The organism is Pseudomonas sp. TE50-2 (assembly GCF_040813665.1).
Classification (GTDB): Bacteria; Pseudomonadota; Gammaproteobacteria; order Pseudomonadales; family Pseudomonadaceae; genus Aquipseudomonas; species Aquipseudomonas soli.
Genome location: NZ_JBFNXN010000001.1, coordinates 3380115 through 3393854, shown reverse-complemented (window position 1 = coordinate 3393854; position 13740 = coordinate 3380115). Strand labels below are relative to the sequence as shown.

The following is a 13740-nucleotide window of genomic DNA, read 5'->3' as shown; positions in this document are numbered from 1 at the left end:
GGGCGCGGTGGCGCTATGGCCCCACGCGGTGACGTTCAACCCCGTCTCGGCGTTGGTCGCCGAGGATAGACCCCGCTCAGCGGGGCGGCAACTTCTGCAGACGCTCGAGAATGTCGAGCACGACCATGCGCGGTGGCCGTTCGTCGGTTTCCACCACCAGGTCGGCAATCTCGCGATAGAGCGGGTCGCGTGTTTCAAGCAGGGCACGCAAGGTGGCTTCCGGGTTGGCGGTACGCAGCAGCGGTCGGTTGCGGTCACGGGAGGTACGCCCCACCTGCTGCTCCACCGAGGCATGCAGGTAGATCACCCGGCCACCGGCATGCAGCGCGGCACGGTTGGCATCGCGCATCACCGCGCCGCCACCGGTCGCCAGGACCACGCCATCGAGCGCGCAGAGTTCGGCGATCATCGCCTGCTCGCGGTCGCGAAAGCCCGGCTCGCCTTCCTTGTCGAAGATCCACGGGATGTTGGCGCCGGTTCGCAGCTCGATTTCCTTGTCGGAATCCTTGAACAGCAGGCGCAGCTCTTTGGCCAACAGGCGCCCGATGGTGCTTTTTCCAGCGCCCATGGGCCCTACAAGTATCAAATTTCGCACAGAATCAACGACTCACAGCAATCGCCTGGTCACTCATGATACGCGGAGTCAGGAAGACCAGCAGCTCGGATTTTTTCTCTTGTAATGCATCGCGTCGAAACAGCCGCCCAACATACGGCAGATCGCCGAAAAATGGCACCTTGTCGACCACTTTGTTCTGCGACGTCGAGTACACGCCGCCAATCACAATGGTCTGCCCATCGGCCACCCGGACCTTTGCCGTGACCTCGTTCTTGCGGATCGGCGGCACATCGTTCAGCGCATTGATGAAGTCGGGCTCGTCCTTGGTCACACGCACATCCATCACTACCTTGCCATCCGGGGTGATCTGCGGCGTCACCTCCAGCGACAGGGAGGCCTCGCGAAAGGAAATGGAAGTGGCGCCACTGCGCGTGGTCTCCTGATACGGCACTTCGGTGCCCTTGAGTATGCGCGCGGTTTCCTTGTCGGCCGTGACCACCTTGGGCTGGGAGATGATCTCGCCATTGCCGCTCTTCTCCATGGCGCTGAGTTCCAGGTCCAGCAGAATGTCGCTGCGCAACAACCCCACGCCTAGCCCGGCATTGGCCCGCTCGACCCCAAGGTCGACGAACAGATCGCTGCCCAGCCGACTGTCCACCCCATACAACGGGCCACCCCATCGCACGCCCAGGGCCTTCTCGTAATCGACGCTGGCCTCGACGATACGCGCCTCGATCATGACCTGGCGCACCGGCACATCCAGCTGCGCCACCAGCCTGCGCAGCTCGGCAAGCCGTTCGCCAGGCAAGGTGACCACCAGCGTGTTGGTCCGCGCATCCACACCGAGGCTGCCACGCCCGGTCAGAATGCCGTCATCGGCCAGGCTCGCCAGCAACAGTTCCGCCAGCTCGGCGGCCTTGGCATGAAAGACCGGGATCAGCTCACGCCGCAAGGGTTCCAGCAACACCTCCTCGCCCATGCCCCCAGCCCGCCCGGCCAGCTCCGCAACGGGGGCGATCAGCAGCACATTGCCCTCCTGGCGCCTGCCCAGCCCCTTGCTGCGCAGCACCAGGTCGAGGGCCTGGCCCCAGGGTACCTCCTCCAGGCGCAGGGTTATCCGCCCCTGCACCGAGTCACTGGCAACCAGGTTGACGCCGGCGTGCTCGGCCATGACCTGAAGCACCGAGCGCAGCTCGACATCCTGGAAGTCGAGCGACATCGGCTCACCCTGAAGCTCCGCTGCCTGCACCGCCAGGATGCTCAACATCAACCCCACGCCGCTCAACCATCGCTTCGGTCTCATCCTTGACCTCCCCTTGCTCACGTTTTACAAGCACCAGATATCTGGGACGCGCCTGCCAGTGCCCGCCGATGTAGATCCGTTCGCGGACCTCCAGCCGATCGGCATCGATTGCCACCACGACCCCCTCATTCAAACCGAGCCGATCGCCTTGCCCGACCCGATACAAGTGCCCCGCCGAACGCAACAATGCCTGCCGGCGCCCTGACTGGGACAGGCTTCCGACCATTTCCAGCCGCGCCAAGGGAATATGCCGCAGCTCTTTACCCTGTGTGGCGGGCAACCAGGCCTGAAATGGGTCGAACGTGGCCTTCGACAGGGCATCCTGGGCAGGTTCATCCGCCAAGGCAGCCGGCACGGGAAGCTCTTCCCCTGGGTGGTAGGCATGTATCAGCAACCGTGCGCCAACCACTCCTGAGCCTTCTTCCTGCAAGGCCAGCCTGAGCTGGGGCACGCTCAACAAACGCAACTGCTGCAACCACTGCTCAAGCCACAAGCGCAACGCCGGGTAGCGCCCGTGCACGCTGATCTCCAGAGGCTGCAAGCGGTACCCTGCAGCCTGCTGCGCTTCGTTTACTTCGATGCGTTCGAACGACAGGCCATGCTCATGGCCCGACAGGGCCAGCTGGTCGAGCAGTTCACTCATGCCCTCTCCCGCGGCCAGTCGCCAGCGCAACGCTTGCAACCCAGTCCTGGCTTGCTCCAGAGCCTGCTGCGCTCGCTCCAGCTCGACAGGTTTTCCCGCCCCATCCGCCAGAACAATTTGTAGCTGCAACTGCCTCTGGACTGCCTCGGCATGGCTATTGAGCGGCTCACGCAGGCGGGCGAAGTAACCCGCGAAAGCCACCAGAAACAGCAGCCCTGCTGCCACCATCCACCGGAACAACCAAGATCGAGCCGCCAGGCCCTGCCAATCCTGGGTCCATAGGCGGTTCATGACTCACCCGCCAACAAGCGCGCCGCCAGCAGGAATTCATCGCCCTGGCCATGACGTCGCAAGTGAACAAGCTCCAGGTCCCGCACCATCTTTACTTGTTCCAGGCTGCGCATAAGCCTGGCCACCACTGAAGCAGAGGCTGCCAACCCGGCAAGGCGCAGACGCCCGTCCTCCACGCCCACCTCGATCAAGCGCGCCCCTTCGGGCATTGCCTGCTCCAGTGCGAGAAACAGCCCAGGCAACTGCGCCCGTCCGGCGCTCAGCGCAGACACCGTCGCTTGCTGGGCCAACAACGCATCCCGTGCTTCACGCAACTTATCGATCTGCCGCAGCGAAGCGTCCAACCGCTCAACAGCCGCCTGCTGCGTGGCGACGACCTGCGCCTGCCTGGCCAGACGCGACCGCGCCATTCGATCAAGCAACATCACCCCGCACAGCGCCACCACAAGCGTGCCGACCAGGGTGATCTGGAATCGCCGCACAGCGCTTGCCCTGCGCTGTTCGCGCCAGGGCATCAGGTTCAGTCGCCCTTTCATACCGGGCCTCCCATTGCCAAACCACAGGCAAGAGCCATGGCAGCAGCGGGCACGCTGGTTTCATCGAAACCGCTGACCAGAGGGCCCGGGCGACCGACATGGCATTTCACGCCCAGACGCTCCGACAAGTCTGCCGCCCGAGCCTCATCGGCGGCGGCCCCGAACAACACAACCTGCTCAAACGCGCCCAGGATATCCGCCTGCCAGAGCCCATCGACAGCCTCGGCCCAGCGCTCCAGAGAAGGCAAGGCAATGCGCTGCCGATGCGGCACGCGGCCTCCCTGCCAACGGTGCAGGATCACCTCGTCCGGCTCCAACTGCAGCAGCGCCATGTCGCCTGCCTGCGGCTCAGGCACCAGCGCCCGCCGCAACGCGAAACTGTCCACCTCCACGGCCACCAACTGCAGGCCGGCTTGCGCGAACACTCGCTCCAGTGGGTCGAGCTGACTTTGCCTACAGGCCACCACCAACACCTCGACCTGCCCGACATCCTCCGCGCACGGGCCATGCACCTGAAAATCCAGGGCAAGGTCCTCCACAGGAAAGGGAAACAGCTGCTCGGCCTGCGCAAGCAAGGCAGCTTCGACGCCATGGCCGGGCAACCCGGCAGGCAGGCGGCAAACCTTGCAGATGACCTGCGATGCAGGCAACGCCAGGGCGACCCGGCACTGCGAAGCTCGACAGCGGGCATGGGCCTGCCGCAAACCCGCGACCAGGCATTCCACCTGGTCACCCCCCAATGAGCTACCTGGTGCTGCCCCAAGGCGTTCCTGCGCCCAGCCCACCACCCGACAACCGCCACGTTGGCGGCGCAGGTGCAGCATTCGTATGGCATCGGAGGCTATTTCCACCCCCAGCAGTGAACCGGTACCCCTGCCAAAGCGTCCAAGCATGGCTGTTCCTTCCTGGTCATTGGCTGCCCGAACCCTTGCGGCGCAGGCGGTCGTCGCTCTCCCCGGGCGGTCACCCGGCGGGACGAAAAATGCTTATAATGGCCAGCGTTTTTCCTGTCCGCCGGCCCTGCGCGCAATCCACTCTCAACCTGGACACCCAAAAGCCTTGATACGCCTGCTGAAGTTCTTCTGGTGGTCTCTCGTCGCCGTCATCTGCGCGCTCGTACTCGGTGTGAGCGGTGCGTTTCTGTATCTTAGTCCCAGCCTGCCCTCGGTCGACGCGCTCAGAAGCGTCCAGTTGCAAATCCCCCTGAGGGTCTACAGCAGCGACGGCAAGCTGATCGCCGAGTTCGGCGAGATGCGGCGCTCGCCGATCAAGTTCCAGGAAATTCCCCCACAGTTCATCCAGGCGCTTCTGTCCGCCGAGGACGACAATTTCCTCAATCACTATGGCGTCGACCCCAGCAGCCTGATGCGTGCGGCCTCGCAGCTGGTCAAGTCCGGGCATATCCAGAGCGGCGGCAGCACCATCACCATGCAGGTGGCGAAGAACTTCTTCCTCACCAGCGAACGCAGCTTCTCGCGCAAGACCAACGAGATTCTCCTGGCCTTGCAGATCGAGCGGGAACTGACCAAGGACGAAATCCTCGAGCTGTACGTCAACAAGATCTACCTGGGCAACCGTGCCTACGGTATCGACGCCGCGGCGCAGGTGTACTACGGCAAGTCGATTCGCGACGTCAGCCTGGCGCAGATGGCCATGATCGCCGGCCTGCCCAAGGCACCCTCGCGCTTCAACCCGCTGGCCAACCCGGTACGCGCCAAGGAGCGCCGCGACTGGATCCTCGGGCGCATGTACAAGCTCGGCAAGATCGACGAGGCCAGCTACCAGGCCGCCCTGGGTGAACCGCTGAATGCCAGCTACCATGTGCCGACCCCGGAAGTGAATGCGCCGTACGTCGCCGAGATGGCCCGCGCCGAGATGGTTGGCCGCTACGGCAGCGACGCCTATACCGAAGGCTTCCGGGTCACCACCACAGTGCCGAGCGACATGCAGCAGATGGCCAACAGCGCGGTCCTCAACGGCCTCAGCGAGTACGACGAACGCCATGGCTATCGCGGCCCCGAGGCGCGCTTCCCTGGCAAGACGCGTGCGGCATGGCTGCAGGAGCTGAGCAAGCAGCGCACCCTGGGGGGCCTGGAGCCCGCCATCGTCACCCAGGTCGAGAAGACCGGGCTGAAGGTGATGACCCGGGGCGGCCTGGAGGATAGCGTCGCCTGGGACACCATGAAGTGGGCCCGCCCGTACCTCAACAGCAACTCGCAGGGGCGCTCGCCGCAATCAGCGGCCGATGTGGCCCAGGTCGGCGACCTGGTGCGCCTGCAACGCCTGGAAGATGGCAAGCTCAAGTTCAGCCAGGTGCCCGGCGCCCAGAGCGCACTGGTCACCCTCGACCCTTACAACGGTGCCATCCGCGCCTTGGTCGGCGGTTTCTCCTTCGAGCAGAGCAACTACAACCGCGCCGTGCAGGCCAAGCGCCAGCCAGGCTCGAGCTTCAAGCCATTCGTCTACAGCGCCGCCCTGGACAACGGCTACACCGCCGCCAGCCTGGTCAACGACGCCCCGATCGTGTTCGTCGACGAGTACCTGGACAAGGTCTGGCGCCCGAAGAACGACACCAATACCTTCCTCGGCCCGATCCGCATGCGCGAGGCGTTGTACAAGTCGCGCAACCTCGTATCGATCCGCCTGCTGCAGGCCATGGGCGTGGATCGCACCATCGACTACATCGCCAAGTTCGGTTTCAACAAGCAGGACCTGCCACGCAACCTGTCGCTGGCACTGGGCACCGCGACGCTCACGCCGATGGAAATCGCCACCGGCTGGAGCACCTTCGCCAACGGCGGCTACAAGATCAGCCCGTACCTGATCGAGCGTGTCGAGAGCCGCAACGGCGAAACCCTGTTCACCGCCAACCCGCCACGCGTGCCGCAGGGCAGCCAGGACCAGGCCGGCCTCGCCGCACCTGAGGCACCCATCAGCGCCGCCCCGATGCCAGGCGAGGCGCCGTTGGCCGCAGGCCAGATCACCCCGGCTCCCCAAGTACCCCAGGTCCCCGCCGTGGCCGAGCAGATCATAGACGGGCGCACCTCGTACATTCTCACCACCATGCTGCAGGACGTGATCAAGCGTGGTACCGGCCGTCGCGCCCTGGCCCTCGGCCGTTCGGACCTGGCGGGCAAGACCGGCACCACCAACGAATCCAAGGATGCCTGGTTCTCCGGCTACAACGCCGACTACGTCACCACCGTGTGGGTCGGCTTTGACCAGCCGGAAACCCTGGGGCGCCGCGAATACGGTGGCACCGTGGCCCTGCCGATCTGGATGAGCTTCATGGGCGCCGCGCTCAAGGGCATGCCCGAGCACCCGCCAGCCGAACCCGAGGGCATCCTCAGTCTGCGCGTCGACCCGATCAGCGGCCGCGCCGCCACGCCGAGCACGCCGAACGCCTACTTCGAACTGTTCAAGGCCGAGGACTCGCCACCGTCGGCGGACGAACTGGGCAACGGCGCAGCACCGGGCAGCCCGCTGCCGGCAGATGAAGCAGCACCGATGGATCTGTTCTGATCCATCGACCCCGCGATGTTTTCCACGCCCAACAAAAAGCCCCGACTCTTGCGAGCCGGGGCTTTTTCATGACGCTACGACTTGATCAGCCGTTGAACACGTCATCCACGCTCTTGAGCGGGTAGTGCTTCGGATACGGCAGGGTGGCCACACCGGACTCGATGGCGGCCTTGGCCACGGCATCGGAAACCACGGTGATCAGGCGAGCATCCAGCGGCTTCGGAATGATGTACTCACGGCCGAACTCCAAGGCTTGCACGCCATAGGCTTCGCAGACTTCCTTCGGCACCGGCAGCTTGGCCAGGTCCTTCAGGGCGATGGCGGCAGCGATCTTCATCTCTTCGTTGATGCGCTTGGCGCGAACGTCCAGGGCACCACGGAAGATGAACGGGAAGCCCAGTACGTTGTTGACCTGGTTCGGGTAGTCGGAACGACCGGTGGCCATGATCACGTCGCTGCGGGTGGCGTGAGCCAGCTCCGGGGCGATTTCCGGGTCCGGGTTCGAGCAGGCGAACACGATCGGGTTGGCGGCCATCGACTTCAGGCCTTCGGCGCTCAGCAGGTTCGGGCCGGACAAGCCGACGAACACGTCTGCGCCGTCCAGGGCGTCAGCCAGGGTGCGCTTGTCGGTGGCGTGGGCGAACTGGGCCTTGTACTGGTTCAGGTCGTCGCGGCCAGCGTGGATCACGCCGCTGCGGTCGATCATGAAGATGTTCTCGACCTTGGCACCCATGCTCACCAGCAGTTTCATGCAGGAGATGGCTGCGGCACCGGCGCCCAGGCAGACGATCTTCGCGTCTTCGAGCTTCTTGCCGGCGATTTCCAGGGCGTTGATCATGCCGGCCGCGGTAACGATCGCGGTGCCGTGCTGGTCATCGTGGAAGACGGGAATGTCGCACTGCTCGATCAGTGTGCGCTCGATCTCGAAGCACTCGGGAGCCTTGATGTCTTCCAGGTTGATGCCGCCGAAGGTGATGGAGATGCGGCGAACGGTGTCGATGAAGGCTTGCGGGCTCTCCGACTCGACTTCGATATCGAACACGTCGATACCGGCGAAACGCTTGAACAGAACACCCTTGCCTTCCATGACCGGCTTGGAGGCCAGTGGGCCGAGGTCACCCAGACCGAGGATGGCGGTGCCATCGGAGATCACCGCAACCAGGTTGCCCTTGCCGGTGTACTTGTAGGCCAGCTCCGGATCACGGCCGATCTCGCGCACAGGCTCGGCGACACCCGGGCTGTAGGCCAGGGCGAGGTCACGGGCAGTGGCGGTTGGCTTGGAGAGCTCGACGCTCAGTTTCCCCGGACGAGGCTGAGCGTGGTATTCGAGAGCGGCGGTTTTCAGGTCTGACATGATGGGCATTCCGCTATTTACTGTTCTGACGGACCGCCGAGGATACGCAAAGAGCCGGGGGGCGACAAGACTGCCCGGTCACTATGTGTCAAGGCCTTTGGCCTACGACTTTACGCTATAACCCACGGGGCTTACGGGAGCCAGTGTGTACAATCCAATAGCAAAATGTCTACAACTATTTAGCCAGAAACAAGCGCCAACATGCTCGGATCGGTCAATGGCAACAGCCAGCGTCGCTGCCCAGGCTTGAGCCCGCCCTTGCGGGAACGATCCAGCACCCAGCCACGCGCCTCGACCTGGCGTCCCTTGAGGTTAGCGAAGAAGCTGGCGGGGAAGTGGCGCTGCAGACGAGCGGGAACCTGCAGGACCACGCCCTCGTCAAGCTCCAGCCAGACGCCGCCGCGATTGCGCTCGATTCCATTGATCCTGCCGCCGATCACCGCGAATCCGGATTGCCGCACATCGCGCCCACGCGTGACCGGCGATTGTCGCCACAGCCCTGCCCTGGCCTTGCGCGCCTGCTGCTCGGCCTGCTGCTGGCAGCCCGACAGCTGCACGTTGGGTGCAATCGCTACCTGGTAGCCCAGGCCCTCGCTGAGCAGTTGTGCTTCCAGATTGTTGCCAGTGCGGCCATAGATATGCGCCAGGATACGGCCGTACTTGTCCTTGGGTTCGACGCCCGGAACCAGCCCGACACGGCCATCACTGGCCTTCACCAGCGCCTGCAGGCGCTTCTTGGCAGCCTCGGCATAAGGTTCGCTGGGGCGCCCCTTGCGGCCGATCTCGGGGGCGTTGATACCGATCAGCCGCACGCTGCGCCCATCGCTCAGGCGCAAGGTGTCGCCATCGACCACCTGACGCACCGCCACCGACTGCGCGCTGTCGGGCAATGGACAGAAGGCCAGCGCCGGGAAGTGCCAGATCGCGCCCACAAAAAAGGCGCCCACAAGGGGCGCCTTCTTTTGCAACAGCGCGAACCCCGAAGGCTTCGCCATGTGCATGATTACTTCTTGGCACCGAACATGCCGAAGCGATCGGCGAACTTCTGTACGCGGCCGCCGGTGTCCAGGACTTTCTGCTTACCGGTGTAGAACGGGTGGCACAGGTTGCAAACGTCGATCGCCAGGACGCTGCCCATGGTCGAACGAGTTTCAAACTTGTTGCCGCAGCTGCAGGTGACTGCAACTACTTCGTAGTTCGGATGAATATCTGCTTTCATGGTCACTTCCTCGAGCTGCGTGCCGCCACCCAACACCTATTGTTGAATACCGCACGTAATTAGGCGGCGAATAATACCAGAGAGCAGCCGTAGCGCAAGTTGTCGCTTGCACCGACCGTCGTCTGCTAGGCTCGCCTGATTTGTGAAACGCCCTCCAGAGACCTTCCGCGTGTCCGACGTCATTCTGCGCCTTGCCCTGCCCTCGCCCCTGCGTCGCCTGTTCGACTACCGGGCGCCCGCGAGCATGGCACGCCAGGCATTGACGCCCGGCATGCGCATCCGCGTGCCGTTCGGCCGCCGCGAGATGATCGGGGTGCTGGTGGAAGTCGCCGAGCACAGCGAGGTGCCCGCCGACAAGCTCAAGCCGGCCAGCGCTCTGCTCGACCCGGTCTCACCCCTGCCGCCGGCATTGTTCAAGCTGTGCCTGTGGACGGCCCAGTACTACCAGCACAGCCTGGGCGACACCCTCAACTGGGCCCTGCCGACGCTGCTGCGCCAGGGCGAGCCGGCCGAGGCGCGCCAGGAGCGCTTCTGGCATGTCGCGCCCGGTGCGCGCCTGGAAGACCCGCGCATCGCCCGCGCCCCACGCCAGCGCGACGCCCTCAAGACCCTGTCGCAGCACCCCCACGGCGTGGCCCACAGCCTGTTGAGCAAGCTTGGTCTGAACAAGGACAGCCTCGACCTGCTGCTGGCCAAGGAGCTGGTGGAAGTCGAAGTACGCCGCCATCTGCCGGCCGCACGCCACGAGCACTGGCTCGCCCAACCGGAACTGCCGCTCAACGAGGAACAGCGCGCTGCCTTCGAGGCCGTGCGCTCGGGCTTCGGCGCCTTCCACGCCTACCTGCTGGCCGGCGTCACCGGCAGCGGCAAGACCGAGGTCTACCTGCAACTGATCCGCGAAACCCTCGAAGCCGGCAAGCAGGCTCTGATCCTGATCCCCGAGATCAACCTCGGCCCGCAGACCCTGCAACGCTTCGAGCAACGCTTCAACGCGCGCATCGCCCTGCTGCATTCGGCGGTGAGCGATCGCGAGCGCCTGGACGCCTGGCTGGCGGCACGCGATGGCGATGCGGACATCATCATCGGCACCCGTTCGGCACTGTTCACCCCGATGAAGAACCCGGGCCTGATCATCATCGACGAAGAACACGACGGCTCCTATAAACAGCAGGAAGGCCTGCGCTACCACGCCCGCGACCTGGCCGTAGTGCGTGCGCACCAGGAGAACATCCCGATCCTGCTGGGCTCGGCCACACCGTCGCTGGAAAGCCTGCACAACGCCCACAGTGGCCGCTACGGCCTGCTGCGCATGAACCACCGCGCCGGCGGCGCCAAGGCGCCCCGCTTCCTGCGCCTGGACGTACGCAGTCTGCCACTGGACAGCGGCATCAGCGGCCCATTGCAGCAGGCCATCCGCCAGACGCTTGAGGCCGGCCAGCAGGTATTGGTGTTCCTCAACCGCCGCGGCTTCGCCCCCACATTGCTGTGCCACGACTGCGGCTGGCTCTCCGAATGCCCGCGCTGCGATGCGCGCATGACCGTGCACCAGCGCTCCGCCGTGCTGCGCTGCCACCATTGCGGCTACGACGAGCGCCTGCCGCTGCAGTGCCCGCAATGCGCCCATGTCGACCTGCGCCCGGTGGGCGCCGGTACCGAGCGTGCCGAGGAGCGCCTGAAAGTGCTGTTCCCGGACTACCCGATCCTGCGCGTAGACCGCGACAGCACCTCGCGCAAGGACGCCATGCACAACCTGTTCGCCACTATCCAGCGTGGCCAGCCGAGCATCCTGGTCGGCACCCAGATGCTGGCCAAGGGGCACCATTTCCCCCGCGTAACCCTGGTCGCGATCCTCGATGCCGACGGCGGGCTGTTCTCCGGCGACTTCCGCGCCAGCGAACGCATGGCCCAGCTGATCGTCCAGGTGGCCGGCCGCGCCGGGCGCGCCGAGGAACCGGGCAAGGTCATCGTGCAGACCCACCTGGCCGATCACCCACTGCTGGTGCAATTGACCGAGCAGGGCTACTTCGCCTTTGCCGAACAGGCCTTGAGCGAGCGCCGTGCGGCCGGGCTGCCGCCGTTCGCCCACCTGGCGCTGCTACGCGCCGACGCGCACAAGCCGGGCCAGGCGGAAGGCTTCCTTGACGAAGCCTGCGCCGCCGCCGAGCGCATAGTTGCCGAGCAGGGCCTGCATGGCATCGAGTTGCTCGGCCCGGTACCGGCCCCCATGGAGCGACGGGCGGGCAGGTTCCGTGCGCAACTATTGCTCCAGGCCAATGCCCGGGCACCCCTGCATCGACTGATCAGTGCCTGGTTGCTAGTGTTGGAGCAGATGCCGTCGGGGCGCCAGGTGCGCTGGTCGCTGGATGTCGATCCGGTCGACCTTTACTGACTGTTTGAGGGTTGGCGTGGGAGCGGGCTTGCCCCGCGATGGCGTCATCGCGGGGCAAGCCCGCTCCCACGCCAACAGTGGACTGTGCCCCAAAAGGTTGGCAACCCGCCCCCGGCAACGGATAATGCCCAGTTTTTCCACCTGCGCATCGAAGCGCTCCACCGCGCTTGCGGTCGAAAAGAGACCCTCATGAAAGACACCATTCGCCAGCTGATCCAGCAAGCCCTCACCCAACTCGTCGCCGACGGTGTGCTGCCTGAAGGGCTGACGCCGGCGATCCAGGTGGAAAACGCCCGGGACAAGACCCACGGCGACTTCGCCAGCAACATTGCCATGATGCTGGCCAAGCCAGCGGGCATGAAGCCGCGCGACCTGGCCGAGAAGATCATCGCCGCCCTGCCGGCCAGTGCCGACATCACCAAGGCCGAGATCGCCGGCCCCGGCTTCCTCAACTTCTTCCAGAACACCGAAGCGCTGGCAGGCCGCCTCGACGCCGCCCTGGCCGATGGCCACCTGGGCGTGCGCAAGGCCGGCCCGGCAGAAAAGGTGGTGATCGACATGTCGGCACCGAACCTGGCGAAGGAGATGCACGTCGGCCACCTGCGCTCGACCATCATCGGCGACAGCGTTGCCCGGGTACTGGAGTTCCTCGGTGACGACGTCATCCGCCAGAACCACGTGGGTGACTGGGGTACCCAGTTCGGCATGCTGATGGCCTACCTCCAGGAAAACCCGATCACCAGTGACGAGCTGTCGGATCTGGAGAACTTCTACCGCGCCGCGAAGAAACGCTTCGACGAGTCCGAAGAGTTCGCCACCCGCGCCCGCGGGCTGGTGGTCAAGCTGCAGGCCGGTGATCCCGAGTGCCTGGCGCTGTGGACGCGCTTCAAGGACATCTCGCTGTCCCACTGCCAGAAGACCTACGAACTGCTCAACGTCAAGCTGACCATGGCCGACGTGATGGGCGAGAGCGCCTACAACGACGACCTGGCCAATGTGGTCGCCGACCTCAAGGCCAAGGGCCTGCTGGTCGAGGACCAGGGCGCCCAGTGCGTGTTCCTCGAGGAATTCAAGAACGCCGAGGGCGAGCCGCTGCCGGTGATCGTGCAGAAGGCCGACGGCGGCTACCTGTACGCCACCACCGACCTGGCCGCCGTGCGCTACCGCAGCAACAAGCTGCAGGCCGACCGTGCCCTGTACTTCGTTGACCAGCGCCAGGCCCTGCACTTCAACCAGGTGTTCGAAGTGGCCCGCCGCGCAGGTTTTGTCGGCCACCCGATGAAGATGGAGCACATGGGCTTCGGCACCATGAACGGCGCCGATGGCCGCCCGTTCAAGACCCGCGATGGCGGCACCGTCAAGCTGATCGACCTGCTCACCGAGGCCAAGGACCGCGCCTATGCGCTGGTCAAGGAGAAGAACCCGTCGCTGGCCGAGGACGAGCTGCGCCACATCGGTGAAGTGGTCGGCATCGGCGCGGTCAAGTACGCCGACCTGTCGAAGCACCGCACCAGCGACTACAGCTTCAACTTCGAACTGATGTTGAACTTCGAGGGCAACACCGCGCCGTACCTGCTGTACGCCTACACCCGCGTGGCCGGCGTGTTCCGCAAGCTCGGCAAGGGCTTCGACGAAGTCGACGGCAGCATCGTCCTGCAGGCAGCGCACGAGCAGGACCTGGCCGCGCGCCTGGCGCAGTTCGGCGAGATCCTCAACAACGTCGCCGAAAAAGGCACGCCTCACGTGCTGTGCACCTACCTGTACGACCTCGCCGGCCTGTTCTCCAGCTTCTACGAGAACTGCCCGATCCTTTCCGCCGAAACCGCCGAACAACAGCAGAGCCGCCTGCGCCTGGCTGCCCTGACCGGCCACACCCTCAAGCAGGGCCTGGAACTGCTCGGCCTGGAAACCCTGGAGCGCATGTAAG

General features: G+C 64.9%; 11 protein-coding genes. 3 read left to right on the top strand and 8 right to left on the bottom strand.

Annotated elements, in window-relative coordinates; translation table 11 throughout:
- Positions 1-76: 76 nt before the first annotated feature.
- The 5 genes from aroK to pilM are packed head-to-tail and all read right to left on the bottom strand — an operon-like array spanning position 77 to position 4222.
- On the bottom strand, positions 77-595 hold the full coding sequence (aroK, locus tag AAHK21_RS15565) for a shikimate kinase AroK (RefSeq protein ID WP_038706967.1): 519 nt from the start codon (positions 593-595) through the stop codon (positions 77-79).
- Positions 596-599: 4 nt separating this feature from the next.
- Entirely contained in the window at positions 600-1823 is a 1224-nt protein-coding gene (locus tag AAHK21_RS15560) for a type IV pilus secretin PilQ (RefSeq protein ID WP_367858994.1), read from the bottom strand.
- Positions 1780-2793 (bottom strand): pilus assembly protein PilP, encoded by a 1014-nt coding sequence (locus AAHK21_RS15555; RefSeq protein ID WP_367857703.1) that lies wholly within the window; start codon positions 2791-2793, stop codon positions 1780-1782. The genes AAHK21_RS15560 and AAHK21_RS15555 overlap by 44 nt, the downstream gene beginning before the upstream one ends.
- Complete coding sequence (locus AAHK21_RS15550) at positions 2790-3329, bottom strand: PilN domain-containing protein (RefSeq protein ID WP_367857702.1); 540 nt, start codon at positions 3327-3329, stop codon at positions 2790-2792. Before AAHK21_RS15550 ends, AAHK21_RS15555 begins: the two co-directional genes overlap by 4 nt.
- On the bottom strand, positions 3326-4222 hold the full coding sequence (pilM, locus tag AAHK21_RS15545) for a type IV pilus biogenesis protein PilM (RefSeq protein WP_367857701.1): 897 nt from the start codon (positions 4220-4222) through the stop codon (positions 3326-3328). Before pilM ends, AAHK21_RS15550 begins: the two co-directional genes overlap by 4 nt.
- A 166-nt stretch (positions 4223-4388) precedes the next feature.
- Between pilM and AAHK21_RS15540 the strand changes: the two genes are divergently transcribed.
- On the top strand, positions 4389-6851 hold the full coding sequence (locus AAHK21_RS15540) for a penicillin-binding protein 1A (RefSeq protein ID WP_046853842.1): 2463 nt from the start codon (positions 4389-4391) through the stop codon (positions 6849-6851).
- 85 nt (positions 6852-6936) lie between these two features.
- Here the strand turns inward: AAHK21_RS15540 and AAHK21_RS15535 are convergent, their stop codons facing one another.
- The 3 genes from AAHK21_RS15535 to rpmE all read right to left on the bottom strand — a co-directional run bounded on the left by AAHK21_RS15535 (position 6937) and on the right by rpmE (position 9424).
- Positions 6937-8205, bottom strand: a complete 1269-nt coding sequence (locus AAHK21_RS15535) for a malic enzyme-like NAD(P)-binding protein (RefSeq protein ID WP_046853841.1) — start codon at positions 8203-8205, stop codon at positions 6937-6939.
- Between the two features lie 179 nt (positions 8206-8384).
- Complete coding sequence (locus AAHK21_RS15530; RefSeq protein ID WP_367857700.1) at positions 8385-9206, bottom strand: thermonuclease family protein; 822 nt, start codon at positions 9204-9206, stop codon at positions 8385-8387.
- Between the two features lie 2 nt (positions 9207-9208).
- A complete protein-coding gene (rpmE, locus tag AAHK21_RS15525; protein ID WP_031315083.1) occupies positions 9209-9424 on the bottom strand; it encodes a 50S ribosomal protein L31 in 216 nt (71 codons plus the stop codon).
- A gap of 169 nt (positions 9425-9593) precedes the next feature.
- On the opposite strand from rpmE, the gene AAHK21_RS15520 reads away from it, so the two are divergent.
- Both AAHK21_RS15520 and argS read left to right on the top strand, forming a co-directional pair.
- Positions 9594-11813, top strand: a complete 2220-nt coding sequence (locus AAHK21_RS15520; RefSeq protein ID WP_367857699.1) for a primosomal protein N' — start codon at positions 9594-9596, stop codon at positions 11811-11813.
- Positions 11814-12002: 189 nt separating this feature from the next.
- Positions 12003-13739, top strand: a complete 1737-nt coding sequence (argS, locus tag AAHK21_RS15515; protein ID WP_367857698.1) for an arginine--tRNA ligase — start codon at positions 12003-12005, stop codon at positions 13737-13739.
- Position 13740: the final 1 nt, after the last annotated feature.

Bases quoted from the DNA above. Each gene is read 5' to 3' on its own strand.
- pilM (WP_367857701.1), bottom strand. From the start codon at position 4,222: ATGCTTGGACGCTTTGGCAGGGGTACCGGTTCACTGCTGGGGGTGGAA.
- argS (WP_367857698.1), top strand. From the start codon at position 12,003: ATGAAAGACACCATTCGCCAGCTGATCCAGCAAGCCCTCACCCAACTC.
- rpmE (WP_031315083.1), bottom strand. From the start codon at position 9,424: ATGAAAGCAGATATTCATCCGAACTACGAAGTAGTTGCAGTCACCTGC.
- AAHK21_RS15560 (WP_367858994.1), bottom strand. From the start codon at position 1,823: ATGTTGAGCATCCTGGCGGTGCAGGCAGCGGAGCTTCAGGGTGAGCCG.
- AAHK21_RS15530 (WP_367857700.1), bottom strand. From the start codon at position 9,206: ATGCACATGGCGAAGCCTTCGGGGTTCGCGCTGTTGCAAAAGAAGGCG.
- AAHK21_RS15535 (WP_046853841.1), bottom strand. From the start codon at position 8,205: ATGTCAGACCTGAAAACCGCCGCTCTCGAATACCACGCTCAGCCTCGT.
- AAHK21_RS15550 (WP_367857702.1), bottom strand. From the start codon at position 3,329: ATGAAAGGGCGACTGAACCTGATGCCCTGGCGCGAACAGCGCAGGGCA.
- AAHK21_RS15555 (WP_367857703.1), bottom strand. From the start codon at position 2,793: ATGAACCGCCTATGGACCCAGGATTGGCAGGGCCTGGCGGCTCGATCT.